Below are 25807 nucleotides of genomic sequence, written 5' to 3'. Positions count from 1 at the left end.
CTGCGTGCGGCCCCTTTTTTGTTCTGGCCTCCGCCCCACCGTCGTCCTGCTGGCGCTGATACTGTCGGCGTGCGGCGGCGGGCGATACCGGCCGGTCAGCGACACCCCGGTAAGGATCGGCCCTTCCTACACGGTGCGGGGCACCACCTATACCCCCGTTGCCGATCCCACCTATGACATGCTGGGCGAGGCGAGCTGGTATGGCGGCGAATCCGGGAACCGCACCGCCAATGGCGAACGCTTCCGCGCCAAGGGGATCACGGCGGCGCATACCACGCTGCCGTTGCCCAGCTATGTCGAGGTGACGTCGCTCGACACCGGTCGCACGATCCTGTTGCGGATCAACGACCGCGGGCCGTTCGCCGGGCGGCGGATCATCGATCTGTCCCGCGGGGCGGCGCAGTTGCTGGGGCTGCGCGCGCAGGGTCATGCCGCGGTGCGCGTGCGCCGCGTCGATCCGCCGGAACGCGATCGCGCCCGCCTGCGCGACGGCAAGCCAGCCGCGCCGCGTCCGGATGCCAGCGCCGCGACGATCGCCAATCTGCGCGCGCAACTGGACGCCGCGCCCTGATCGGCATCGTCCGCCCCTGACCGAGATGCGGTCGGGGACCACGACACAGGTTCGCATTATACGCTTGTATATCTGCGGTGTTTGCCGTCCGATGCCGTCGGGGTGGCGAAGCAGATCGCGGTGGGGGCCATGAGCGAGCGGACAGGCAAGGACCGGCGGCAGGCGTTCGACCTGCTGGGCGTGATCGACACGCCACCGGAAAAGACGTTCGACGATATCGTGCTGGTCGCCAGCGTGTGTTGCGACACGCCAATCGCGCTCGTCAGCCTGCTGGATATCGAGCGACAATGGTTTCGCGCGCGCATCGGACTGGATCTGTCCGAGACGCCGATCGACTGGTCGGTATGCCGGATCGAGATCGATCGCGGCGCTTTCCTGTCGATCCCCGACCTGACCGTCGATCCGCGCACCCGCGACAATCCGTTGGTGACGCACCACCCGCACCTGCGCTTCTACGCGGGCGCGCCGCTGGTCATGCGGTCGGGCGCGGTGATCGGGCGGCTGTGCGTGATGGATACGGTCGCGCGGCCGGACGGGTTGAGCGAGCAGCAACGGTTATTGCTGGAGGCGCTGGCGCGGCAGGTCGCCGATCATCTGGAACTGCGCCAGATCGCGCGGACCAGCGAACATCTGGCGCGGTTGCAGGCGGCACTGCTCGACATCGGCGACCGTATCCGTCGCAGCCGGTCGGTCGGCGAGATGACGCAATCGATCGCGCAGATCGTCGGCCATGCGTTGCAGACCGACCGAGCCGGATTCGGCACCGTCGACGCCGCCACCGAGACCATCGAGATCGAGCCGGACTGGACCGCCGACGGCGTCGCCAGCGTGGCCGGCCGGCACCGGTTCGAGGAGTTCGGCCGCCTCCGCGACGGGCTGGCGAAGGGCGAGATGCTGGTGATCCATGACGTCACCACCGATCCGCGCACCGCCGCCGATCCATCGCGGATGCTGGCGGTCGGCATCGCGGCGCTGGTCAACGTGCCGGTACGCGATCGGGGCCGCACCATCGCGGTGTTCCTGGTCCACGCCGCGACCCCGCGCCGCTGGACCGCGACCGAATTATCGTTCCTGCACAGCGTCGCCGACCGGCTGGAAGCGGGCGTGTCCCGCCACCGGCTGGATCAGCAGCAACGATCGGTGAACGGCGAGATCAGCCACCGGCTGAAGAACATGCTGTCGATGGTACAGTCGATTGCCACGCAGACGCTGCGCGACATTCCCGATCGCACGCCAGTGGCGGTGTTCGAGCAACGGTTGCTGGCGCTTAGCACCGCGCACGACGCCTTGTTGAAGGGGCAATGGATCGCGGCGGATATGGCCAGCATCATCCTCGGCGTGCTGGCACCGTTCGGGTTCGAAAATCGGATGCGGCGGACGGGTCCGATGGTGACGCTGGACGCCAGTGCGGCGATGTCGGTGTCGCTGGTAATCCACGAGATGATGACCAACGCCTGCAAATACGGTGCACTGTCGAACGATACCGGCCGGATCGACATCAACTGGGCGATCGCCGGCGACGGGGCCGATGCGACGCTGACGATGACGTGGGAGGAACAGGGCGGCCCGCCGGTAAAAGAACCGACCCGACGTGGATTTGGTGCCAGACTCATCCGCCAAGGTTTGATCGGGACAGGAGGTGTGACCCTTCGTTACCATGAGGCGGGGCTGACGGCCGAATTCGTCGTACCGTTGTCGGCCCTGACGCAAACGGGGAGTGACGCGTGAACGGCAGACCACAGGAGATTATCGTACTGGTCGTGGAGGACGAACCGATGCTGCGGCTGCTGGCCGTGGACATGGTGGAAGATGCGGGCTTTACCGCGGTGGAAGCCGCCAATTCGACCGAGGCGGTGCGCATTCTTGAAACGCGGCGCGATATCCAGATCGTATTCACCGATGTGAACATGCCGCAGGGGATCGACGGCCTCGACCTCGCCACCTGCATCCGTGACCGGTGGCCGTGGATCGAGATCATCATCACATCGGGCAAGCCGTTTCCCCTCAACACGCCGATGCCCGCGCGCAGCGTGTTCTACACCAAGCCCTATCGGCAGGCGCAGATCATCGACCAGATCAAACGCATGGCGGCGTAGCTTGCCGCCGCTGGCGTAGCTTGCGACCGCTCGCGCAGCTTGTCGCCGCGCCCGCCATCCCCTAGCTGACGGGGATGAAGCGTCTTGCCATTTATTGCGGGTCGGCCACCCCCGCCGACCCCGTTTATCTCGATTCCGCGCGTGAGGTGGGGGCGACGCTGGCGCATCGTGGCATCGGCGTCGTCTATGGCGGCGGGCGCCTTGGCCTGATGGGCGCGATCGCGGACGGCGCGTTGGCGGCGGGCGGCGAGGTGATCGGCGTGATCCCGCAGGCGCTGGTCGATGCGGAGGTCGCGCATCGCGGCCTGACCGAGCTTCACGTCGTGACAGGCATGCACCAGCGCAAGCAGATGTTCACCGACCTGTCGGACGGGTTCGTCACCATCCCCGGTGGCACCGGCACGATGGACGAATTGTGGGAAGCGCTGAGCTGGGCGCAGCTGGGCTATCACGCCGATCCGGTCGGGTTGCTCAACACCGCTGGGTATTATGATGAACTGATCGCGTTCTGGCACAAGATGGGGACGGTGGGTTTCCTGCGCCCGCAGCACCGCGACCTGCTGATCGTGGCGGATACGCTCGACGTGCTGCTGGAGCGGATGGGCGCGCATGTACCGACGCAGCCGATCGTGCGGATGAACGCTTCGGATCTGTGATGGCGGGGGAACCTGTGACGACGCCGGCCGAGCGGGCGGCGCTGGTCGCCGCGGCGCGCACGTCGATCGCGCGCGGATCGAAGAGTTTCGCCGCCGCCAGCAAGCTGTTCGATCCGGCGACGCGGGAACGCGCGTGGCTGCTCTATGCGTGGTGCCGCGCGTGCGATGACATCGCCGACGGGCAGGACCATGGCCATGGCATGAGTCGCGTCGACGATGCGCCCGCCCGGCTGGCGATGCTGCGGACCAAGACCGAGGCGGCGCTGGCGGGCGAGGTCGTAGGCGACATGCCGTTCGATGCGCTGCGCGTGGTAGTGGCCGAAACAGGGATGCCCCATGCGTGGCCGCGCGACCTGATCGCCGGCTTTGCGCTGGATGCCGACGAATGGCGACCACGGACCGAGGATGATCTGTACCGGTACTGCTATCACGTCGCCGGGGTCGTCGGGTGCATGATGGCGGTGGTGATGGGCGTGGCGCCGGACGACGAGGCGACGCTGGACCGGGCCTGCGATCTAGGGATGGCGTTCCAGTTGGCCAATATCGCACGCGATCTGGACGAGGACGACCGGGCGGGCCGTTGCTACCTACCGACCGACTGGCTGGTCGAGGTGGATATTCCGCCGGGCGAGCAGTTGAAGCCGCCATACCGCCCTCGCCTCGCGATGCTGGCGCGGCGGATGGCGATACGCGGCGCGGCGTTCGAGGACAGCGCGCGGCGGGGCACGCCGGCGCTGTCGCCGCGCGCGGCTTGGGCAGTGCTGGCGGCGGCGGGTATCTATGGCGCGATCGGGCGCACGGTCGCGGATCGCGGCGAGCGGGCGTGGGATGCGCGGGTGACGACGTCGGCGCGCGACAAGCTGGGCTTCATCGCGCGGGCGGGCGTGCAGGCGTGGCGGCGGGCGAAGCTGTATCCGCCGGTGCCGCGCGATCCGGCGCTGTGGACACGGCCGCGGACGGGTTAACGGGCTCTTCCCCGGCGGAGATCGGGGAACAACGGGTCAGAAAAACCGGTCGATCACGTTCTTTGCCAACCGCGCCGGGCGCAGGGTTTCGGCGTCGAGGCAGCACCAGCTGGACTTCACCTCCGCCAGCACTTCCTCGCGCCGGCGGATCACCGTTTCATAAAAGGCCCGCGCACCCTGCACCTTTTCGAGGATGACGGTGGCGATCACCTCGTCGTCGAGGAAGGCGGGTTTGCGGTACGTGATCTCGTGCTTCAGGGCGACCCACAGGTGCTCTGCCACCGCATCGGCAGGGGCGAGCTTCTGCCAATGGCTGACCACCGCCTCCTGCACCCATTTCAGGTAGCTGGCATTGTTCACATGCCCCATGAAATCGATGTCGGCCGGATCGACCGCAATGGCATAGGCGTGGGGAATGGCCGACATGGCTGGATGATAGCATGACGGCGGCACGACCGCTAACAGCATTGTCAGTACCGGCCGGACAAGACCGCCTTTCACCGGGGCGGGCCAGCGCCTATCTGCAACCGCATGAGAAGAACCCCATCATGAGCGTCGCGTTCCGCCGCGAGAGCGACGAGGAGCATCTGGAGCCGCGCTTCGAACTGCCGATCCCCGCCGGCCCGAATTTCGTCACCGCCGCCGGCCCTGCGCTGGTCGCGGCACGGGTGGCGGCGCTGGAGGCTGCCGTGGCCGCAGCGACCGACGAGTCGCGCGACGTGCTGGCGCGCGAGCTGAGGTACTGGAACACGCGCGCCGCCACGGTCGAGGTGGTCGCCTTGCCGACCGACGACGAGGTCGGGATCGGCAGCCGGGTGACGTTCCGGCTGGACGGGCGCGAGCGGCACATCGCGATCGTCGGCCATGACGAGGCGGACGCGGACGCGCGCATCGCCTTCGCCGCTCCGCTTGCCCGCGCGCTGATGGGCACCGGGCCGGGCGATCTAGCGGATTTTCAAGGCAGGACGGATGCGATCGAGGTGATCGCGGTGGAGAATAGCTGATGGCCGAGAAGTTCGAACGACACCGCCAGCCGTGGAAGACCGACGAGGTTCAGAAGCTGCACCAGCTGGCGAAGAAAGACATGTCGCTGAAGGCGATCGCCAAGGCGCTGACCCGCAGCGAGGAATCGGTGAAGGATCGCGCCAAGTCGGACGGGCTGACGATCGCGAAATTGCGGTAGATTGATACCGGGCTGCGCTCGCAATGACGGCCTGTGCCCATTTCCAGAGTAGTGTCCCCGCATGACCACATCCTATGACGCGATCATCTTGGGCGCCGGTGCGGCGGGGATGATGTGCGCCGCCGTCGCGGGGCAACACGGGCGGCGGGTGTTGCTGGTCGATCATGTCGCGCGGCCGGGGGCAAAGATCGTCATTTCCGGCGGCGGCCGGTGCAATTTCACCAATACCGGGACGGTGCCGGATCGCTTCCTGTCGGCCAACCTGCATTTCGCCAAGTCGGCGCTGCGGCGGTACACGCCGGCCGACTTCATCGCGCTGGTCGAGCGGCATGGCATCGCCTGGCACGAGAAGACGCTGGGGCAGTTGTTCTGCGACGGATCGGCGAAGCAGATCGTCGAGATGCTGGTCGGCGAATGCGAGATGGGCGGCGTCGAATGGTCGCTGGGACAGACGGCGGATGTCGAACATGACGGTACCGGTTTCCGCGTGGCGATCGGCCCGCGCACCGTCACCGCGCCGGCGCTGGTGATCGCCACCGGCGGGCCATCGATCCCCAAGATCGGCGCGACCGATTTCTCGTATCGCCTTGCCAAGCAATTCGGGTTGAAGCTAGTTGAACCGCGCCCGGCGCTGGTGCCGCTGACGCTGGGGCCGGACGAGGCGCTGTTCCGCGAACTGGCCGGCGTGGCGGCGGAGGTCGTGGCGAGCGCGGGCAAGGGGTCGTTCCGCGAAGCCGCGCTGTTCACGCATCGCGGCCTGTCCGGCCCGGCGATCCTGCAGGCGTCATCCTATTGGCGGCATGGCGAGACGGTCGCGATCGACTTCACGCCGGGCCGCGATCCCGACTGGCTGATCGCGTTGAAGCGCACGCAACCGCGCGCCAGCCTGCGCCGTTCGCTCGGCCTGCCCGATCGGCTGGCGGAGGCGCTGGCGGGGCAGTTGCAGGTCGCCGATCGGCTGGCCGACGCGCCGGACAACGCATTGCGCGGCGCCGCCGAACGACTCGCGGCATGGCCGTTCCGCCCCAATGGCAGCGAAGGGTATGCCAAGGCGGAGGTGACGGTCGGCGGAATCAGCACCGCCGAATTGTCGTCGCAGACCATGGAAGCGCGAAGGATTCCGGGGCTTTATGCCATCGGCGAGGCGGTGGATGTCACCGGCTGGCTGGGCGGGTACAATTTTCAGTGGGCATGGGCGAGCGGATCGGCTACAGGTAACGCGCTCTAGGGCTATGCGCCAGAGACCACGATACGCGATGGTCCGGCGGGCGAAAGCCCCCATATTGGATTTTGATGCTTCCCGATAATCTTCCCGCGTCTCTCTCAGAGGCGCTTGCCGCGCGTGGATACGACCAGCTCACCCCCGTGCAGTCCTCCGTCATCGCTCCCGAGGCGACCGGTCGCGACCTTCTCGTCTCGGCCCAGACCGGCTCCGGCAAGACCGTCGCATTCGGCCTGGCCATGGCCGACGAGTTGCTCGTCGACGGTGCGTTTCCGACCGCCGGCCCGCCGCTGGCGCTGGTGATCGCCCCGACGCGCGAACTGGCCCTGCAGGTCAGCCGCGAACTCGAATGGCTCTATGCCGGTGCGCGCATCGCCACCTGCGTCGGCGGTATGGATGCCAGCCGCGAGCGCCGCGCGCTGAACCACGGCGCGCACGTCGTCGTCGGTACGCCGGGTCGGCTGCGCGACCATCTGGAACGCGGCGCGCTGCGCCTGTCCAGTCTCCGCGCCGCCGTGCTCGACGAGGCGGACGAGATGCTCGACATGGGCTTCCGCGAGGATCTGGAGCAGCTGCTCGACGCGACGCCGTCCGAGCGGCGCACGCTGATGTTCTCCGCCACCCTGCCCCGCCCGATCGTGGCGCTGGCCAAGACGTACCAGCGCGATGCGCTGCGTATCTCGACGGTCGGCGAGGATCGCGGGCATGGCGACATCGAATATCAGGCGGTCGCGGTCGCGCCATCGGATATCGAACATGCGGTGGTGAACCTGCTGCGCTTTCATGAGGCGGAGACGGCGATGCTGTTCTGCGCCACGCGCGACAATGTCCGCCATCTCCACGCCAGCCTGGTCGAACGCGGTTTCGCCGCGGTCGCCTTGTCGGGCGAGCATTCGCAGAACGAGCGCAACGCCGCCTTGCAGGCACTGCGTGACGGCCGCGCGCGCGTCTGCGTCGCCACCGACGTCGCCGCCCGCGGCATCGATCTGCCCAGCCTGAGCCTGGTCGTGCACGTCGAACTGCCGCGCGACGCGGAGACGTTGCAGCACCGGTCGGGTCGTACCGGCCGCGCGGGCCGCAAGGGCATCGCGATGCTGATCGTGCCGTATCCGCGCCGCCGCCGGGTGGACATGATGCTGCGCGGCGCGCGCATCGCCGCCAACTGGCTGCCGGTGCCGTCCGCCGACGACATCCGCAACGCCGATCGCGAACGCCTGCTGACCAAGCTGGCCGAGCCGGTCGAGCTGGACGATGAGGATCGCGCACTGGGTCAGCGTCTGCTGGAAACCAAGACGCCCGAGGATGTCGCCGCGATGCTGGTCCGCGCGCTGCGTGCCAGCATGCCGAACCCGGAAGAGATGGCAGACGGCGCGAACGAGCCGCCGCGTCGCGAGGACGGGCATCGCCCCGGTTTCGACGACACCGTCTGGTTCCGTCTGGATATCGGTCGCAACCAGAACGCCGATCCGCGCTGGCTGTTGCCGCTGCTGTGCCGTCGCGGTCACGTGACGCGTGAGGAGATCGGTGCGATTCGCATCGGGCCGAGCGAAACCTTCGTTCAGATTCCGCGCGTCGCCGCCGCCAAGTTCGCGGCCTCCGCCGCCAAGACCTCACATGGTGGCGACGACGAGAGCGGCATCGCGATTACCCAGTCGGACGGCCCGCCCGCCGGCGGCCAGCGTGCCGCGCCGCGTGGCGGCCGCCCGCCCAATGCCGGTGGCGGTCGCCCCGGTGGGGCGCCGCGCTATCAGGCGAAGCCGAGCCGCCCGCGGCGGTAAGAGCGGACCTCTACACGCACCGTTCCCCGGCGGGGCCGGGGAACAGTGTAGCTGGACCGGATAAACGCCTTTACCCCGCCTCTACCGTGGCATCCGGATCGATCGGCGCGGACCGCAACATCGCGCGAAGCACCGCTAGCGGCTCGGCATCGGCGGCGCGCGCCAGATCGGCCTCCATCTGGCGATAGGCGGCACGCGCTTCGCGCCCTGCCGCCGTCAGGCGGGCACCGCGGTTCTGGCCACCGCCAGCGGTGGTATCGACCAGCCGATCGGTGAAACAGCGGTTCATGCCGTCGACCAGCAACCACGCCCGGCGATAACTCATGCCCAGCAGGCGGCCGGCAGCGGAGATCGACCCTTCCTGCTCGATCGCGTCCAGCAGCGACACCTTGCCCGGGCCGAGCGCCGCTTCGGTGCCGCAGAACAGTTGCGCCTTCAGTTTCAGGCGGGGCGGCGTTTCGGTCATTTGCCGATCAGCACGTCGCTCGCCTTGACCAGCACGGTCACGGTGTCGCCCTCGGCCAGGCCCAGGTCGGCGATCGCCTCCTCGGTGATGCTGGCGGTGACGATGTGGCCGCCGCCGATATCCACCTTCACCGTGCCGTTGACGGCGCCGGGCGCGATGGCGGTGACGGTGCCGGCAAACTGGTTGCGCGCGCTGATCTTCATGATGGTCGCTCCTGATGAAACCCTGGTCCTATCATCCCGACGTCTTCCTATCACCGGTCTTTCGTCGCGGATGGCGTCGGCGGTCGAGCGGTGTATGGGGGCGCAAACAACGATGGACAGAGAGCGCGATGACCGATCCCGAACTGTATCCCGTTCCGGCCGAGTGGCAGGCGAAGGCGCGCATCGACGATGATGGCTATCGCGGGCTGTACGCCGCATCGCTGGCGGACCGCGACGGGTTCTGGTTGGAACAGGCGCAGCGGCTGGACTGGATCACGGCACCGCGACAGGCGGGGGACTGGTCGTTCGACAAGGATGATTTCCACATCCGCTGGTTCGCGGACGGCACGCTGAATGTCGCGGCGAACTGCATCGACCGGCATCTGGAGACGCTGGGCGATACGACGGCGATCATCTGGGAACCGGATGTGCCGACCGAGGATGCGCGCCACATCACCTATCGCGAATTGCACGCCGAGGTCTGTCGCTTCGCCAATGTGCTGAAGGCGCAAGGGGTGGCGAAGGGCGACCGGGTGACGATCTATCTGCCGATGATCCCGGAGGCGGCGTTCGCGGTGCTGGCCTGTGCGCGGATCGGCGCGATCCATTCGGTGGTGTTCGGCGGCTTTTCCGCCGACGCGTTGGCCGGGCGGATCGAGGATTGCGGATCGACGCTGGTCATCACCGCCGACGAAGGCCGGCGCGGCGGCAAGCGCATCGCGCTGAAGGCGTGCGTGGACGAGGCGGCGAAGAAGGCTCCCTCACTGGCGCGGACGATCGTGATCCGCGCGACGGGTGCCGACATCGCGATGGGCGAGCGCGACATCTGGTATCATGACGCCGCCGCCGATGTGGACAGCGATTGCCCACCGGTCGAGATGGCGGCGGAGGATCCGCTGTTCATCCTCTACACCAGCGGATCGACCGGCCAGCCCAAGGGCGTGCTGCACAGCTCGGGCGGCTATCTGCTCTGGGCGGCGTACACGCACGAACTGGCGTTCGATTACCGGCAGGGCGAGGTGTTCTGGTGCGCGGCCGATATCGGCTGGGTCACCGGGCATACGTACATCCTCTATGGTCCGCTCGCCAATGGCGCGACGACGCTGATGTACGAAGGATTGCCCAACTGGCCCGACGCCAGCCGCATCTGGCAGGTGGTCGATCGGCACAAGGTCAACACGCTGTTCACCGCGCCGACCGCGCTGCGCGCGCTGATGAAGGAGGGCGACGCGCTCGTCCACGCCACCTCGCGCGCGTCGTTGCGCCTGTTGGGATCGGTCGGCGAACCGATCAACCCGGAGGCGTGGCGCTGGTATCACGATATCGTCGGCGATGGCCGCTGCCCGGTGATCGACGCGTGGTGGCAGACCGAGACGGGGGGCATCATGATCGCCCCCCTGCCCGGCGCCACCGCGCTGAAACCCGGCTGCGCCACCCGCCCGCTGCCCGGGGTCGAGCCGATCCTGGTCGACGAACAGGGCAAGGTGCTGGAGGGCGAGACGAGCGGCAATCTGTGCCTGACCGCCAGTTGGCCGGGGCAGATGCGGACCGTATGGGGCGATCACGACCGGTTCTTCCAGACCTATTTCTCGACCTATCCCGGCACCTATTTCACCGGCGACGGCTGTCGCCGCGATGCCGATGGCTATTACTGGATCACCGGTCGCGTCGATGATGTCATCAACGTGTCCGGCCACCGGATGGGCACCGCCGAGGTGGAAAGCGCGCTGGTGCTCCATGCGCATGTCGCGGAGGCGGCGGTGGTCGGCATGCCGCACGACGTGAAGGGTCAGGGCATCTATGCCTATGTCACGCTGAACGCCGGGGTCGAGGCGACGACCGCGCTGCATGACGAATTGCGGCAATGGGTCCGGCGGGAGATCGGACCGATCGCGACGCCCGACGCGCTGCAATTCGCGCCCGCATTGCCCAAGACGCGATCGGGCAAGATCATGCGTCGCATCCTGCGCAAGATCGCCGAGGGCGATACCGGCAGTCTGGGCGACACATCGACGCTGGCCGATCCGGCGGTGGTCGACGATCTGGTCGCCGGGCGGATCGGATAATAACCGATACAAAACCAATACATGGCCAATTACTCGCGATCCTGACCGGTATTGTGTGATCGGTGCAACACCCGCGCGTGTTTCGGTTAACGACGTTGGCCGTCGCTTGACGAGCGACGGCCACTCCCAATAAAACAAATCAATAGATATTATACGACGGCGATCGGAAGGGCACCATCAGGGAGTGCCCTGATCGCCAGGGGAGAGGATATGACTGAAAAGCTGAGCGCCCGCGTGGCGCTGTTCACCGCCGCGTCGGTGATCGCGATGGTCCCGGCCCAGGCATTCGCCCAGAACGCCGCCGTACCGGGTCAGGACATCCCCGCCGCGCAGCAGGACGTGCCCGCCACCGCCGATGCGCCCGCCGACGAGGGCGATATCGTCGTCACCGGTATCCGCGCGTCGCAGGCGCGCGCGATCGAGGTGAAGCGCAACGCCGACAGCATCGTCGAGGCGATCAGCGCGCAGGACATCGGCAAGCTGCCCGACGTCACCATCTCTGATTCGCTCCAGCGCATCCCCGGCGTGCAGATCCGCCGCGAGGCGGGCGAAGGCGGCGCGATCAACATCCGCGGCCTGCCGCAGGTGACGACGCTGATGAACGGCGAGCAGTTCCTGGGCGCCAATTCGGTCACGACGGTGCAGCCAAACTTCACCGATATCCCCTCGCAGCTGTTTTCCGGCGCGACGGTGTTCAAGTCGCCGACCGCGTCGCTGCAACAGGCGGGCCTGTCGGGCACCGTCGACCTGCTGACGCGCCGTCCGTTCGACCTGAAGCGCGGACTGACGCTGGCCGCCGCCGCCGAGGGTCAGTATGGCGACCGCACGAAGAAGTATGATCCGTCGGTCAACGGCCTCGTGTCGTACAACTCCGGTCGGCTCGGCATCCTGGTGTCGGCTGCGTACAGCGACCTGAACCTCAGCAACAGTTTCCGTGGCATTCAGGATTACGGCGTCACGCTCCGCACCGAGCGGGGTAGCGATGCCTTCCAGAACGCAGACGGATCGATCACGCCGGCCAACCGCGGCGACTTCGCGGTCGGCAATAACGGCATCAGCCGCGGCACGCCGATCCGCAATGCGGCGGGCGTCCTGCAGGGTTACGACGTCAACGGCGACGGCGATGCGAACGACGCGTTCATCACGCCGCAGTCGCACACCGCATGGAACAAGATCACCAGCCGCGAACGCTTCGGCGCCAATGCGTCGCTGCAGTTCCAGATCAACGACCAGCTGACGCTGACCGCCGATGGCTTCTACACCCGCCAGACGCAGTATGACCGCACCGCCGGTTTCCAGTTCCAGGCGGTCGACTGGCAGTCGTCACCCTTTCTGCCGACCAATTCGCGCGACACCGGCGCGATCGTCAACGGCCTGCACCTGAACACGGTCCAGACCTACACCTACGACATGCCGAACTTCGACAGCTATGCCGAGACGTTCCGCGTGAAGTCGGAATCGCAGAACTACAACGCGCAGCTCGACTGGAACAACGGCAGCACGCTGAAGGCCACCGTGCGCGGCATCTATGGCAAGGCCAGCCGCAAGTCGGATCAGGGATATGTCCAGTACAGCCTGACCAACGGCAAGCAGTGGGCATATAACGGCATCGGCAACTACCCCGCCGCGATCGGCGGCGACCGCCAGTTCAATCCGACCGGTTATCAAATCTATAGCCAGAAGGCGACGGTCGACTATTCGAGCGGCGCCCCCGTCTTCACTTTCCCGCAGGCGTTTCTGAACCAGGTGCAGGACCCGTCGCGCTATGGCCTGAAGACGATCTCGTCGGAAAACAACGTCTATCAGGACGGCGATATCTGGGCGGTGCGCGGCGATGCCGAGTGGAAGCCCAGCGAGCAGTTCGGCCTGAAGATCGGTGGCCGTTACGGCCAGCGCAGCGTCGACCAGTTCACGTTCGAGCGGGTGTCGCCCTTCTATGCCGGCAACACTGACAACGCCCAGAACCCGGCAGCGGGTTGCCTGGTCAAGTGGAAGGCGTTTGACGTCAACCTGAACGACCGGTCGTGCAGCGTGCTCGATTCCTCGGGCAACGCCTACACCGCCGGGCTGACCCGGCTGGCCAACGATCCGATCTTCGCAGATCGCCTGAAGAAGGTGTCGCTGCCCGCCAGCGGTGCGCCGTCGATCTATGTCTTCGATCCCAAGGCGATCGACAATTCGGAAGCGCTGCAGAACGAATTCTATCCGGGCAGCGTCAACAATGTGAACCCGGCCGATTCGTTCAGCCTGAACCTGAAGCAGATCTCCGGTTACGCGCAGGTCGATGGCAAGGGTGAGGTGTTCGGGCTGCCGTTCAGCGTCAATGGCGGTCTGCGCGTCGTCAACACGCGCTTCACCGTCCGCCAGAACGTGGTCGGTGCGCCGCAGCCGTACGGCGTGTCCGGTGTCGATGCCGGCGACGTGTACACCAAGCGCGACTTCACCGACTTCCTGCCGGCGTTCAACCTGACGCTGGACATCACGGACAAGCTGCGTGCGCGTGCCGCCTTTGCCAAGACGATGACGCTGCTCGACTTCCTGCAGTGGGGCGGGGGTCTGAACGTCAACTATGCGATCAACACCACGATCAACCCGGCGCGGTTCGAGGCGCAGAGCGCCAACAGCCGCGGCAACCCGAACCTGAACCCGTGGCGCGCGGACAATGTCGAGGCGAGCGTCGAATATTACACGGGCCGGTCCAGCCTGATCGCGGCGGGCGTGTTCTACATCAAGGTGGACAGCTTCATCGCCAACGCCACCGTGTTCCGCAGCGACATTCCGGACAATGACGGCGTCGTCCGCCGCACGATCCCGGTCAGCACCGTGGTGCAGGGCGAGGGTGGTTCGCTGAAGGGTGCGGAAGTCTCCGCCCGGCAGGCACTGGCCGATTATGGCGTGAACGGGTTCTTCGGCGGCTTCGGCGTCGATGCCAACTACACGCTGTCGCTGGGCGATGCCGGCCTGACCGATCTGGCCGGCAAGCAGCAGCCGTTCCAGGATAACTCGAAGCACCAGGCGAACGCCGCCCTGTGGTACGAGCAGTACGGATTGCAGACGCGCGTCGCTTACAACTACCGCTCGAAGCGGCTGGTGTCGTCGGATTACGGCGGCATCACCGGCCTGGCCCAGTATCAGAAGCCGACCAGCTATCTCGATGCGTCGATCGCCTATGATGTGACGCCGAACGTGACGCTGTACGGCCAGGCATCGAACCTGACCGCCGAGACCGAGCGTTATTACCTGACCTTCACCGATCAGGTGTTCAACGAGAACATCTATGAGCGCCGCTTCATCGCCGGCATCCGCGTGAAGCTGTAACGGCTGAAGAAATACCCCAAGCCTGCCGCCGTCGTCCCCACCGGGTCGGCGGCGGTTCTTTTTCGGGGCGAGGCACATCAGAAACGATCCGATGGAAGCCCGGGCCAGCCAATCTGCTTCTCCGGCGGAGGCCGGGGAGGCATTGGTGGGGCCAAGGGTTCCCTCCGCCACGTAACGATGGAAGAGGTGCCAGCATGAACCAGCAACCCGATCGCGCGATCCGTTCCATCGTCATCGTCGGAGGCGGCACCGCCGGCTGGATGTCGGCGGCGTATCTGGCGCGGATGCTGGCGCATCTGCCGATTGCGATCACCGTCATCGACAGCGCGGCGATCGGCACCGTCGGCGTCGGTGAGGCCACGGTGCCGGCGATCCGCGACTTCCTGGCCGCCGTCGAACTGGGCGAGCCGGAGGTGCTGCGCGAAACCAGCGGCACGATCAAATACGGCATCCGCTTCGATGGCTGGGTGGCGCCCGACAAGGCGTTCTTCCATCCCTTCGGCCTATACGGCGTGCCCGCACGCGGCGTCGCGTTCCACCAATATTGGCTGAAGCTGAAGGCGGCGGGCGACGACCTGCCGATCGGCGATTACTGCCTCGCCACCCAGCTGGCCGAGCAGGGCCTGTTCCTGCCGCCGCCGGACCGCCCGGCGAACGATCTCGGCGTGTTCAACTTCGCGGTGCATTTCGATGCGTCGAAGTTCGCCGCGATGCTGCGTCGCCTGTCGATCGCCAACCGCGTGACGCATATCGACGGCCGCATCGACCGGGTCGAGCGCGACGGCGAGGACGGCCGCGTCACCGCCGTGCATCTGGAGGGCGACCGCCGGGTCGAGGGCGATCTGTGGATCGACTGTTCCGGGTTCCGCAGCCTGTTGCTGGGCGAGGCGCTGGGCGTCCCCTATATCGACTGGCGCCACTGGCTGCCGTGCGACCGCGCCATCGCCCTGCCTTGCCGCGCCGCCGCCGCGCCGCGCCCCTTCACCACCGCCACCGCCCGGCCCGCCGGCTGGCAATGGCACATCCCGCTTCAACAGCGCGTCGGCAACGGCCATATCTATTCGTCCGACCACATGAGCGACGACGAGGCGGAACATATCCTGCGCGCCAATCTGGAGGGCGAGGCGCTGGCCGAACCCAACCGGCTGCGCTTCACCGCCGGTCACCGCGACCGCTTCTGGGATCGCAACGTCGTGGGCATCGGCCTATCGTCGGGGTTCCTCGAACCGTTGGAATCGACCAGCATCACGCTGATCCAGTCGGGGCTGGAACGGCTCGTCGCGCTGTTCCCCGATCGCGATGTCGATCCGCGCCTTGCCGCCACGTACAACCGGCAATCGACGCTGGAGTTCGAGCGGGTGCGCGACTTCCTGTTCCTGCATTATCAGGCGAACGGGCGGACCGGCGAACGCTTCTGGGACGAACGCCGCTCGGTTGCCCTGCCCGAGACGCTGCAACGCAAGCTCGACGCCTGGCGCAGCGGCGGCGAGTTCGTCCGGTATGAATGGGAGTCGTTTCAGGACGCCAGCTGGCTCAGCATGTATGCCGGCTTCGGCGACTTGCCCCCCCGGCATAGCCCGCTCGCCGACCGGTTCGACACCGGGGCACTGCGCGGCACCTTTGCACGGATGCGGGAGGCGATCGCCGGCACGCTGGCCCATGCCGAACCGCACGCCGCCTTTCTGGCGCGCCACGCCGCCGACACATAGCGGCCCGGCAGCGAGGCTGCCGGGCCGAGTTTGACGCCTAGGGAGCTTACACCTGGCGCGTTCCGTGACCGCCGCCGTCAGCGGCGGTAAACTGAATTAAAGGCCGTTGCCCGGTGCCTCGGCGGCGTTGCCGATCGGGGCGGCTTTGTTGTCGAGGCCCACGGCGTTGTCGAGGCCGGTCGCGCCGTTGCCGAATTCGCCGTCATATGCCCCGGCATTACCCTCGGCCGGGATATCGGTGCTGTTCAGCGACAGGTCGCTGGCCGCCGCGCTGTTCGCGCCGCTGTCGGACGGCGAGCAGGCGCCGAGCGAGGCGGCGGCGACCAGTATCGAGGCGGCGATGATCTTGTTCATGAATAGTCCCTTTCGTGTTGAACCCGGTGATGCGCCATCGTCAGTGCGCGACGCCGCGTAGCGACGCGCCGACCATGGCGAAGAAGGCGCGGCTGCCGGCGCAGCGTTCGGCATTCCATTCGGGATGCCACTGCACCGCGAGCACGTCGGCGCCGCACGGGCGCGCCCAGATCGCCTCGACCAGCCCGTCGCCGGTCGCCACCGCCTCGACGGACAGGCCATGGCCGAGCCGGTCGACGCCCTGATGATGCACCGAGTTCACCGACAATTGCCGCGCGCCCGTCGCCCCGGCCAACCGGCCGCCATGGGTCAGTTCGACATCGTGGCGATGCGCGAACAGCGCCTCGTACGCATCGTCTGGCTCGGCATGGTCGTCCGCCAGATGATGGCTGCCGCCGCGATCCATCGCCAGCGTGCCGCCGAACAGCACGTTGATCTCCTGCATCCCGCGACAGATGCCGAACACCGGCTTGCCGACCTCGATCATCCGGCCGGCCAGCGCCAGCGCCACCTCGTCCCGCTGTTCGTCCAGCGGCCCCGCGACGGCGTCGCTGCCATAACGGGTGGGGGCGACGTGCGACCGCGATCCGGTCAGCAACAGGCCGTCGAGGATGCCGGCCATCTGCGTCGCATCGGTGATCCTGGCCAGCGCCGGCACCAGCAGCACGGTCGCGTCCGACAGCGTGGTCAGCGGTGCGACGAAGCGGCTGGCGACGACCTGCACCGGCCGGTCGACCACTTCGTTGCAGCACAGGACGCCGATCACCGGCTTGCGCGGAACGCTGCCCATCGCTCAGTCCACGCCCAGCAGGGTGTCGCGCACGGCATTGGCCTCTGCCACGGCGGCGACGCGTGCCTCCGGCTGCACGACGATGCTGTGCGGCGGCACGTCGCCCAGCAGCCAGACATTGCCGCCGATCGTCGACCCCGCGCCGATCGTCACCCGCCCCAGGATCGTCGCGCCGGCATAGATCACCACGTCGTCCTCGATGATCGGATGGCGGGCATAGCGTTCGTGCGGCCCCGGCGCCCGCTCGCCGAACGGCGTCCGCGCGCCCAGCGTCACATGCTGGTACAGCCGCACCCGTGCGCCGATGATCGACGTTTCACCGATGACGACGCCGGTGCCGTGATCGATGAAGAAGCCCGCGCCGATCGTCGCGCCGGGATGGATGTCGATGCCGGTGCGCTCGTTGGCGATCTCGGAGATGATCCGCGCCACGATCGGCGCGCCCAGCCCGTGCAGTTCGTGCGCGATCCGGTGGTGCAGGCTGGCGGTGGCACCGGGGTAGCAGACCAGGATCTCGTCCACGCTGCGGGCCGCCGGATCGCCCAGGAACGCCGCCTCGACATCGCTGTCGATCAGGCGGCGCACCTTGCCCAGCGTGCCGGAGAACAGACGGACGATCGTGCCGGCCTGATCCGCGTCGAACCGACTGCCGCGCGCTTCCGCCTGCCAATATCCCAGTTCGGCGGCGACCTCGCGTTCCAGTTCGGTCGTGGCGCCGATCAGCTTGGCGACGACGAATGCCTCCTCCTCGGTGCCGCCGCCCCGGACATGGCCCAGCCGTCGCGGATACAGCGCCGCCGCCAGCGTCTCGACGATTCGCTCCAGCGCGGCGCGGGAGGGGAAGCTGGCGACGTCGCGCCCCTCACCCTGCCGCGTCCGCCAGTCGGTCCGCGCCGCCAGCAGATCGCGCGCCACGTCGGAGATCGACGAGCCGGCGGCGGGGGATTGGGTGAAACCGAGCATGGCGATCAGCGCGCCCGGCCGATCGACGCGGCACGCGGCGACGGTCGCGGCATGGTCGATGGGGGCAATCGGATCGGGCAGCATCTTCGTCTCCTTGTTGCGACAATACCCTACTTGTTCAATAGGAATTGAAAGAAAACCTGTCTGCGGCGAAAGCCCGGCTGTGCGCGACGGTTCGACGCGCCCAGTCCTCGATCAGGCGTTTTCGGCTGGGCAGGCTGCGCAGTTTCGGGTTTGATGCGTTGTCGACCTCAAGGAGACGAGCATGATCGCACTCGCTAGGCAGGATCGCTTTTCGATCGTTACCATTATTGGCGGCGGCACCGGCGCGGACACGCCCGCGCCCGCATGGGAGACCATGTTCGGCTGGCCGGCGAGCGGCGTGCACACCCTACCGCTGGACGTCACCTCACCGGGCGATCGCAACATCTGGGCGGCGCGGCTGGACGAGATCGTGCGCGGTGCCGACCGGGCGGTGTTGCTGGTGGCGGACGGGCTGGGCTGTGCCGCCAGCGCCTGGTGGGCACGCCTGTCGCCGGCCGATTACGTGGCGCGGATCGCGGGCGCGGTGCTCTTTACGCCCGATGCACAGGATCACGACCGTGCCGGCCTGTTCGAATCGCCACAGACGCGGCTGCCCTTCCCGTCGCTGGTGATCCAGCCGGGCGGATCGGCGACCGGCATGGTGCGGAACACCGTCGCCGACTGGGGCAGCCGGCTGGTCGTCAGCGACCGCGAGCGCCAGCGCGATACCGGGTTGGTGGCATGGCGACAGGCACAGCGATTGTTCCTGCGGCTGACCAATCAGGTGGTCGAACACGAGGTCGGCCGGGCCGAGGCGCTGGCCGGCCGACGCTGAACCCCCACGCGACATAGCCCGTCTTTACGGCACCCCAGCGAATGCCCCTTTAATTCCCACTCGATCGGTAGATATTAAGCCATCCTGACGAAGGAGTGGCCGATGGATCGACGACAGGGCAAGGGCGTGGAGCTGCCGACGCTGGCGGTGACGGTGATCGTCTATGGCGGCTGGATCGCGCTGACCGCCGGTCATGCGCTGATTCCCTGGCCGCTACTGATGCTGGCGGGTGGCTGGATCGTCGCATGGCAAGGATCGCTGCAACATGAAGTGATCCATGGCCACCCCACCGGCCGGCGGCGGATCGATGACGCGATCGGATCGGTGCCGCTGTCCTTGTGGCTGCCGTACCGCGTCTATCGCCGGTCGCATCTGGCGCATCACGGCTCGCCCGCGATCACCGATCCGTTGCAAGACCCCGAGTCGCGCTACCTGCGCGACCATCGCGGGTTCCTGCGCCAGGTGGCACGCCTGCAATCGACGCTGATCGGGCAGATGATCGCCGGGCCGGTGATCGTCATCACCCGTTTTCTGGTTGGCGAAGCACGGCGCGCGTGGCGCCACCCTCGTGCTGCGGCGGCGGACTGGACGCCGCATCTGCTGGGCGTTGCGGTGATCCTGGCGTGGCTGGACCATGTCGGCCTGGGATGGGGCCAGTATCTGGCGATGTTCATCTATCCCGGCACGGCACTGTCCCTGCTGCGGTCCTATGCGGAACATCGCGCCGAGCTGACCACCCCCGGCCGGGCGGCCAGCATCGAATCGCGTGGAGCGCTGGCGCTGCTGTTCCTCAACAACAATCTGCACGTCGCGCATCACGAGCGGCCCTTGCTGCCCTGGTATCTGCTGCCCGCCTATCACCGTGCGCATCGCCATCGCTTTTCGCTGGCGGGATCGCGGCGCTATGCGGGCTATCGCGAGATCGCGCGCCGCTTCCTGTTCGCGGCGCATGACGATCCCGTCCATCCCGTTTATCGGCCGACCGCACCATGATCGCCTGCAGCTTCCTCGGCATGTACGACCTGCCGGCGCAAGCGTCCGCCAACGATCGCCTGTGGACCGCGATCGCTACCCGGCTGATCGCGCGCGGCATCGCTGCACCGCGCCATCTGACGCGCGACAGGGCGCCTGAAGACCTCTGGCGCGACCCGGCCTTGCTGTTCGGGCAGGCGTGCGGCTATCCGCTGGTCAGCCATGCGCTGCCGCTCGGCGTGCTGGCGCTGCCCGATTACGACGCGCCGGGGTGCGCAGCGGGCCGTCACCGCAGCCTGATCGTCGCCCGCGCCACCGATGCCGCCGCCACGCTGGCCGATTTTCGTGGACGCCGCGCCGCGATCAACGATCCCGCGTCCAACACCGGCATGAACCTGTTCCGCGCCGCCATCGCTCCCGTGGCGCACGGCGAGCGCTTCTTCGCCGATGTCGTCGTCACCGGATCCCACCGCGACAGCATCCGCGCCATCCTGAATGACAAGGCAGATCTAACAGCGATCGATGCGGTGAGCCATGCCGGCCTCGCCCGGTTCGAGCCCCATCTTGTCGAGCGACTGCGGATCGTCGCCGAGACGCCGTCGTCCCCTACCCTGCCCTTCGTCACCGCCCGCACCACGCCGATCGAGACCGTCACCGCACTGCGCATCGTCCTGACGGAGGCGATGGCCGATCCTGCCCTTGACGATGCCCGCGCGACGCTGTTCCTGCACGGCATCGTCCCCGTGCCGCCAGATGCGTTCGCCGCGCTGGGTGCGATGGCGGAAACCGCCGCGGCGCTGGGTTATCCCGACCTTGCCTGACCGGCCCACGGAGCGATCATGATGTACGCATCGAACCCCGTCGTGGCGGGCTATCTGCCGCCCGGCAGCCATGTCGCGATCGTCGGTGGCGGTTTCAGCGGCACGTTGATGGCGATCAACCTGTTCCGTTTTGGCGGCCCCCGCGCCACGCTGATCGAACGTGCACCGCGACGGCTGGCGCGCGGCATCGCCTATGGCGCGGCCCGGCCCGATCAATTGCTCAACGTCCGTGCGGCGGGCATGAGCGCGTTTCCCGACGATCCCGATCACTTCGCCCGCTGGCTCCGCACGCAGGGCGACGCGCCACCCGCCGCCTTCGTCGCGCGATCGACCTATGGCAGCTATCTGCGCGCCACGCTGGCCGAAGTGCGCGAGCGGGCCGGCGACCGCCTGACGATCGTCGCGGACGAGGTGTCGGCGATCGAGCGCACGCCGACCGATCTGCGCCTGACGCTGGCGGAGGGTGCGCCGTTGGCGGCAGACGCGGTGGTGCTGACGCTCGGCAACCTGCCCCCGCACGTGCCGCCGGGGATCGACGTCGCGGCGCTGCCCGCCGATGTTTATGTCGATGATCCCTGGGCCACTGACCCCGCCGCCGGGCTCAGCCCGGACGACACCGTCGTGCTGATCGGATCGGGGCTCACCGCGATCGACATCGCGCTGCATCTCGACGCCTCCGGCTTTACGGGGCCGATCCTGGCCCTGTCCCGGCGCGGGCTTTCGCCGCGCCGCCATGTCGATGGCAGCCCGCCCGCCGCCGGTCTGAGCGATCCGCCCGATCTGCCCTTGTCGCAGATCGTGGCGACGGTTCGTGCAGAGGCCGAGCAAAAGGGCTGGCGCGCGGCGGTCGATGCGCTGCGCCCGGTGACGCAGCGTTGGTGGGAGCGTCAGGACGACACCACCCGTGCGCGTTTCTTGCGCCATTGCCGGCCGTTCTGGGACGTCCATCGCCACCGCCTCGCACCCGCCGTCGCCGACCGGATCGACCGGCTGGTGGCCAGCGGCCAGCTGACCTTCGCCGCCGGCAAGACGATCGACACGACGCCAGTGCCGAACGGCGCGCGCGTGCGCTGGCGGCCACGTCACGCCGATCAATCTCGCACGATCACCGCCCGGCGCATCGTCAACTGCACCGGCCCGCAGGGCGACGTGCTGCGCACCGCCGAGCCGCTGCTGCGCCAGATGGTCGGCACCGGCATGGTCCGCCCCGACGGATTGCGGCTGGGCATCGACGTCGACGCCGGATCGCGGGTGATCGACCGCCACGGCGTCGCGCAGCCCGACCTCCACTGCATCGGCCCGATGACGCGCGGCAGCTTTTGGGAGATCGTCGCCGTCCCCGATATCCGCCGCCAATGCGCCGACCTCGCCCGCCGCCTGTCGAACGCGCACTGGATGACCGAAGGACTGTGATGCACGGCGATCATCCCGGTTGACCGGTACGCGTCACCTGTGGCAGTCGGCGCGTGGTCCAGCGCCCCGGCAATCCCCGATTGCCACCGCGCCTGCGGGTGTAGCTCAATGGCAGAGCAGAAGCTTCCCAAGCTTACGACGAGGGTTCGATTCCCTTCACCCGCTCCACGCCTTTTCCTACGAACCGGCTCCAGCTCTCGTCCAATCATGGTATGAACGGCGGGGTTTGGGTGGAAAGCGGGCACTCAATCGAATAGTAGTGCCGCTATGTCTGCATCTTGCTCGCTGCTCCGCAATTGGCTGATGACGGCGCTCGTCTCAAGCATCGCCCTGGAGGCAGCCGCTCAAAGAAGACCCAGGAAAGTACAATCTCAACCCCCTTGGTATGAGGCCATGCGGCTTCAACTTCGCTTAGCACCTCTGTCACGATCGGCGGACGCGATACGGCTTTACAGGTCTGATGGCAGAGGGGCAGTGACCGTCAGTCAGATAATGGTGTTGCCCGATAACGCCACCGCCCGATTGACAATAATCAAGGGCGTATCTCGCGAAGATCGTATCAGGCAGACATCATATATCTCTCGCGTCCTGGCTCGCGCAGACTTCGAAAAGCTGAAATCGACCCTGTTTGATACGCTACTACCCCGCAGCGAGTTAGTCGCTCCCAGCCCGGTCAAAGGCGACGAGATTTGGGTCTGCGCTGATGGACCTCTTGTAACCATGGAAGTTGCTTTAGGACAACCGACACCGCTGTATGTGAGGCGAGAAGCCAGTTGCACGACGCCAGACTCCACTCTTGCAGCCGCTAATGTCTTGGACGCGTTCGCCTCTGCCTCAATACACAAATGATTCTGTTCGCAAACAGGCACTAGCGTTCATTGACGATATCGTGCGCGGGCCTACAGCCACTTATCTTTGTGGCATGTTCCCTTCACCCGCTCTATACCGCCGCAATACCGTCGCATGTGATCGTGTTTCGAATGACAATCGGCGCGGACATTGATGCAGGAAGTCATTCTTCCGATCGCCGCACTGACGATGCTGCTGCTTCTTGCGGTGCAGGTGCGCAAGCTGATTTCGCAGATGATCGTTCACGGTACGCTACGGCGCGCGCTGAAGACCGATCCGGAAAGCGCTCGTCTGCTCATCGCGACACTGGAACCCGAATCGCGCCTGTCCACCGGCCTTTTGGGCTGGATCATGGTCTCGGCTGGCGCGGCGATCGGGGTGGCGGCCGCATTCGGGCCAGCGGACGAGCGAACCAGCAATTGGCAGATCGCCGCGGTCAGCGTGATCGTCGGTGCAGGGGTGCTGGCTTACCTGTGGTGGGTAAGGCGTAGCACCACGGCCTGACGGTACCACGCTAGACGGATCAGGCGGCGCGTGCCTTGGCGTGCATCGGTTCACGGTCGTTGGCGGGCGTGGCGACGGCGGCAAAGGTCATGACCGGTGCGGCGGTCTGCTGCTTCCGGTAATCGAGATAGAGCGCGATCAGGCTGAACATGGTAACCTCGGACATGGAATTTGCTGCATTGCAGCGCATAGTTCCATGTGTCGTCACCGGCCGGCTATCACAACTGCGCAGTCGGTCGCTGCGATTGCAGTTGTTGCACGCGTAGATCAGATACCGTCGTCGATTACCTCGCGGCCCGCCGCCCGCAATGCCGCCGTCAGGTCTGCCAGACAGGCATCGACCCGCGCCGGATCGGCGCTCCGCACGACGAAGTTGGCGCCCGTCCGGCCTTCGCGGAAGAACGGATAGCTGCCGATCGCGACCTCTTCATGCGCCTTTTCCGTCGCGCGCAGGATATCGGCGACCTCGCTCTCACCGACCCAGCAACCGATCGTTCGCGACACGACGGGGCGTCCGCCCTCCAGCGTCCCCGTCAGCGCATCGAGCATGCCGGCCGTGATGTGGGGGACCCCCGCCATGATGAAGATGTTGGCGATGCGAATGCCCGGTGCACCCGACACGCGGTTCTCGATCAGCCCCGCCCCCACCGGCACCCGTGCCATCCGCGCCCGCGCCTCGGTCAGGCCGCCGCGCGTTTCGTAATAGCGGGTCAGCGTCGCCATCGCGTCCGGGTGATGCTCAACGCCGACACCCAGCGCCGCTGCGATCGCATCGACGGTGATGTCGTCGTGCGTCGGGCCGATGCCGCCGGTGGTGAACAGGTAATCGTTGCGTGCGCGCAGCGTGTTCACCGCCTCGACGATCGCCTCTTCGCGGTCGGCCACCACGCGGACCTCGGCCAGGCGGATGCCCTGCACGTTCAGCCAGGTGGCGAGCTGCGCCACATTCTTGTCCTGCGTCCGGCCGGAGAGGATCTCGTCGCCGATGACCACCAGCGCGGCCGTCCAGATGCGTTCGCTTGCCATGGCGGCGGCATAGCCTCGCAAATCGGCGCCCGCCACGCTATAACGTGGGGCATGACCGAATATGTCACCGTAACCTCCGACGCGCCCGATGCGCGTACCGGCGCCATCAAGCTGCACGGCCCCGCCGCCTTTGCCGGCATGCACAAGGCGGGGCGGCTCGCCGCCGAAACGCTCGACATGCTGGTCCCGCACATGGTGCCGGGCGTCACCACCGCCGCGGTCGACCGGATGATCTATGATTTCATCTTGGCCGGCGGCGGGGTGCCGGCGACGCTGGGATATCGCGGCTATATGCATTCCACCTGCATCTCGATCAACCATGTCGTGTGCCACGGCATCCCGTCGGACAAGGCGTTGAAGTCGGGCGATATCGTCAATGTCGACGTCACGCCGATCCTGGACGGCTGGCACGGCGATTCCAGCCGCATGTACCTGATCGGCGACGTGCCGCTGAAGGCGCGACGGCTGGTCGAGGTGACGTATGAGTGCCTGATGCTCGGCATCGAACAGGCGAAGCCCGGCAACCATATGGGCGACATCGCCCATGCCGTGCAGCGCCATGCCGAATCGCACCGTTACGGCGTCGTCCGCGATTTCTGCGGTCATGGTCTTGGCCGGTTGTTCCATGATGCGCCCGAGGTCGTCCATGTCGGCCGCCCCGGCACCGGCCCGCAATTGCGGCCCGGCATGATCTTCACCATCGAACCGATGATCAACATCGGCCGTCCCGACGTGAAGCTGCTCGACGACGGCTGGACGGCGGTGACGCGCGACCGGTCGCTGTCGGCGCAGTTCGAACATTCGATCGGCATCACCGATACGGGGTGCGAGATCTTCACGACCAGCCCCGCCGGCCTGCACCAGCCGCCCTATTCCTGATCGTCCTGCCGGAAAAACTGGGGGCAGCGTCCGGAATTGGACGCTGCCCCCAGCCCCGTAGTGACACGGAATGACAACCGCCGAATACCGACGGTCGTTGCCGCCGTAGCGGAAAAACCTCTAAAAATTATGTCCAACCTGCCA

At 67.0% G+C, this 25807-nt stretch carries 26 protein-coding genes and 1 tRNA gene; 19 read left to right on the top strand and 8 right to left on the bottom strand.

Annotated features, from left to right (window positions below; all coding sequences use genetic code 11):
* The first annotated feature begins 4 nt into the window (after window positions 1–4).
* From ASG67_RS12170 to ASG67_RS12150, 5 genes are all read left to right on the top strand, one after another.
* Window positions 5–571 carry a septal ring lytic transglycosylase RlpA family protein gene (locus ASG67_RS12170; RefSeq protein WP_082543484.1) on the top strand — a complete coding sequence of 189 codons (567 nt, stop codon included), beginning with the start codon at window positions 5–7 and terminating at the stop codon, window positions 569–571.
* A 129-nt stretch (window positions 572–700) separates the two neighbouring features.
* Complete coding sequence (locus ASG67_RS12165) at window positions 701–2299, top strand: sensor histidine kinase (RefSeq protein WP_156460781.1); 1599 nt, start codon at window positions 701–703, stop codon at window positions 2297–2299.
* Complete coding sequence (locus ASG67_RS12160; RefSeq protein ID WP_235535182.1) at window positions 2296–2667, top strand: response regulator; 372 nt, start codon at window positions 2296–2298, stop codon at window positions 2665–2667. The genes ASG67_RS12165 and ASG67_RS12160 overlap by 4 nt, the downstream gene beginning before the upstream one ends.
* A gap of 74 nt (window positions 2668–2741) precedes the next feature.
* Entirely contained in the window at window positions 2742–3323 is a 582-nt protein-coding gene (locus tag ASG67_RS12155) for a TIGR00730 family Rossman fold protein (RefSeq protein ID WP_056530328.1), read from the top strand.
* A complete protein-coding gene (locus ASG67_RS12150; protein WP_056530325.1) occupies window positions 3323–4288 on the top strand; it encodes a phytoene/squalene synthase family protein in 966 nt (321 codons plus the stop codon). The genes ASG67_RS12155 and ASG67_RS12150 overlap by 1 nt, the downstream gene beginning before the upstream one ends.
* A 36-nt stretch (window positions 4289–4324) precedes the next feature.
* Here the strand turns inward: ASG67_RS12150 and ASG67_RS12145 are convergent, their stop codons facing one another.
* Entirely contained in the window at window positions 4325–4714 is a 390-nt protein-coding gene (locus ASG67_RS12145) for an acyl-CoA thioesterase (protein ID WP_056530644.1), read from the bottom strand.
* Window positions 4715–4836: 122 nt separating this feature from the next.
* On the opposite strand from ASG67_RS12145, the gene ASG67_RS12140 reads away from it, so the two are divergent.
* The 4 genes from ASG67_RS12140 (at window position 4837) to ASG67_RS12125 (ending at window position 8471) form a co-directional block, all read left to right on the top strand.
* The gene (locus ASG67_RS12140; protein WP_056530322.1) at window positions 4837–5292 is read left to right on the top strand and encodes a GreA/GreB family elongation factor; all 456 of its coding nucleotides are present in this window, start codon (window positions 4837–4839) and stop codon (window positions 5290–5292) included.
* Window positions 5292–5471: a hypothetical protein gene (locus ASG67_RS12135; protein WP_056530319.1), complete on the top strand. Its 180-nt coding sequence runs from the start codon at window positions 5292–5294 to the stop codon at window positions 5469–5471. Before ASG67_RS12140 ends, ASG67_RS12135 begins: the two co-directional genes overlap by 1 nt.
* 61 nt (window positions 5472–5532) lie before the next feature.
* A complete protein-coding gene (locus ASG67_RS12130) occupies window positions 5533–6699 on the top strand; it encodes an NAD(P)/FAD-dependent oxidoreductase (RefSeq protein WP_056530316.1) in 1167 nt (388 codons plus the stop codon).
* Between the two features lie 65 nt (window positions 6700–6764).
* A complete protein-coding gene (locus tag ASG67_RS12125) occupies window positions 6765–8471 on the top strand; it encodes a DEAD/DEAH box helicase (protein ID WP_056530312.1) in 1707 nt (568 codons plus the stop codon).
* Window positions 8472–8541: 70 nt separating this feature from the next.
* Here the strand turns inward: ASG67_RS12125 and ASG67_RS12120 are convergent, their stop codons facing one another.
* Both ASG67_RS12120 and ASG67_RS12115 read right to left on the bottom strand, forming a co-directional pair.
* Entirely contained in the window at window positions 8542–8937 is a 396-nt protein-coding gene (locus tag ASG67_RS12120; RefSeq protein ID WP_056530309.1) for a winged helix-turn-helix domain-containing protein, read from the bottom strand.
* Complete coding sequence (locus tag ASG67_RS12115; RefSeq protein WP_056530305.1) at window positions 8934–9140, bottom strand: TOBE domain-containing protein; 207 nt, start codon at window positions 9138–9140, stop codon at window positions 8934–8936. The genes ASG67_RS12120 and ASG67_RS12115 overlap by 4 nt, the downstream gene beginning before the upstream one ends.
* 128 nt (window positions 9141–9268) lie before the next feature.
* Between ASG67_RS12115 and acs the strand changes: the two genes are divergently transcribed.
* The 3 genes from acs to ASG67_RS12100 all read left to right on the top strand — a co-directional run bounded on the left by acs (window position 9269) and on the right by ASG67_RS12100 (window position 16233).
* A complete protein-coding gene (acs, locus tag ASG67_RS12110; protein ID WP_056530302.1) occupies window positions 9269–11206 on the top strand; it encodes an acetate--CoA ligase in 1938 nt (645 codons plus the stop codon).
* 210 nt (window positions 11207–11416) lie between these two features.
* A complete protein-coding gene (locus tag ASG67_RS12105) occupies window positions 11417–14524 on the top strand; it encodes a TonB-dependent receptor (RefSeq protein ID WP_056530299.1) in 3108 nt (1035 codons plus the stop codon).
* Between the two features lie 194 nt (window positions 14525–14718).
* Window positions 14719–16233 (top strand): tryptophan halogenase family protein, encoded by a 1515-nt coding sequence (locus ASG67_RS12100; RefSeq protein ID WP_056530296.1) that lies wholly within the window; start codon window positions 14719–14721, stop codon window positions 16231–16233.
* Window positions 16234–16329: 96 nt separating this feature from the next.
* Here ASG67_RS12100 and ASG67_RS12095 read toward each other — a convergent pair whose 3' ends face one another.
* From ASG67_RS12095 to epsC, 3 genes are read right to left on the bottom strand one after another with little or no spacing between them, the layout of a single operon-like run.
* Window positions 16330–16587: a hypothetical protein gene (locus tag ASG67_RS12095; protein WP_056530293.1), complete on the bottom strand. Its 258-nt coding sequence runs from the start codon at window positions 16585–16587 to the stop codon at window positions 16330–16332.
* Window positions 16588–16627: 40 nt separating this feature from the next.
* Window positions 16628–17377, bottom strand: coding sequence for a gamma-glutamyl-gamma-aminobutyrate hydrolase family protein (locus ASG67_RS12090; protein ID WP_056530290.1), 750 nt, complete (start codon window positions 17375–17377; stop codon window positions 16628–16630).
* 3 nt (window positions 17378–17380) lie between these two features.
* The gene (epsC, locus tag ASG67_RS12085) at window positions 17381–18340 is read right to left on the bottom strand and encodes a serine O-acetyltransferase EpsC (RefSeq protein WP_056530640.1); all 960 of its coding nucleotides are present in this window, start codon (window positions 18338–18340) and stop codon (window positions 17381–17383) included.
* Window positions 18341–18605: 265 nt separating this feature from the next.
* Between epsC and ASG67_RS12080 the strand changes: the two genes are divergently transcribed.
* The 6 genes from ASG67_RS12080 (at window position 18606) to ASG67_RS12055 (ending at window position 23758) form a co-directional block, all read left to right on the top strand.
* Window positions 18606–19199: an alpha/beta hydrolase gene (locus ASG67_RS12080; RefSeq protein WP_056530287.1), complete on the top strand. Its 594-nt coding sequence runs from the start codon at window positions 18606–18608 to the stop codon at window positions 19197–19199.
* A gap of 102 nt (window positions 19200–19301) precedes the next feature.
* Complete coding sequence (locus ASG67_RS12075) at window positions 19302–20192, top strand: fatty acid desaturase (protein WP_056530284.1); 891 nt, start codon at window positions 19302–19304, stop codon at window positions 20190–20192.
* Window positions 20189–20992 carry a phosphate/phosphite/phosphonate ABC transporter substrate-binding protein gene (locus ASG67_RS12070; RefSeq protein WP_056530281.1) on the top strand — a complete coding sequence of 268 codons (804 nt, stop codon included), beginning with the start codon at window positions 20189–20191 and terminating at the stop codon, window positions 20990–20992. The genes ASG67_RS12075 and ASG67_RS12070 overlap by 4 nt, the downstream gene beginning before the upstream one ends.
* 18 nt (window positions 20993–21010) lie before the next feature.
* Window positions 21011–22405, top strand: a complete 1395-nt coding sequence (locus tag ASG67_RS12065) for an FAD/NAD(P)-binding protein (RefSeq protein ID WP_235535181.1) — start codon at window positions 21011–21013, stop codon at window positions 22403–22405.
* 94 nt (window positions 22406–22499) lie between these two features.
* A tRNA-Gly gene (locus ASG67_RS12060) sits at window positions 22500–22573 on the top strand.
* An 834-nt stretch (window positions 22574–23407) separates the two neighbouring features.
* Window positions 23408–23758: a hypothetical protein gene (locus ASG67_RS12055; protein ID WP_056530278.1), complete on the top strand. Its 351-nt coding sequence runs from the start codon at window positions 23408–23410 to the stop codon at window positions 23756–23758.
* Window positions 23759–23777: 19 nt separating this feature from the next.
* Here the strand turns inward: ASG67_RS12055 and ASG67_RS18925 are convergent, their stop codons facing one another.
* Window positions 23778–23924 (bottom strand): hypothetical protein, encoded by a 147-nt coding sequence (locus tag ASG67_RS18925; RefSeq protein WP_156460780.1) that lies wholly within the window; start codon window positions 23922–23924, stop codon window positions 23778–23780.
* 101 nt (window positions 23925–24025) lie between these two features.
* Complete coding sequence (locus tag ASG67_RS12050; RefSeq protein WP_056530634.1) at window positions 24026–24784, bottom strand: competence/damage-inducible protein A; 759 nt, start codon at window positions 24782–24784, stop codon at window positions 24026–24028.
* 51 nt (window positions 24785–24835) lie between these two features.
* On the opposite strand from ASG67_RS12050, the gene map reads away from it, so the two are divergent.
* On the top strand, window positions 24836–25663 hold the full coding sequence (gene map, locus ASG67_RS12045; protein WP_056530275.1) for a type I methionyl aminopeptidase: 828 nt from the start codon (window positions 24836–24838) through the stop codon (window positions 25661–25663).
* The last annotated feature ends 144 nt before the right edge of the window (window positions 25664–25807 follow it).

Origin of the sequence: Sphingomonas sp. Leaf339, assembly GCF_001426195.1 — a bacterium.
In the GTDB taxonomy this organism is placed as follows: domain Bacteria; phylum Pseudomonadota; class Alphaproteobacteria; order Sphingomonadales; family Sphingomonadaceae; genus Sphingomonas.
The sequence above is the reverse complement of the archived record's forward strand: the minus strand, read 5'-3'. Positions and strand labels throughout refer to the sequence as shown.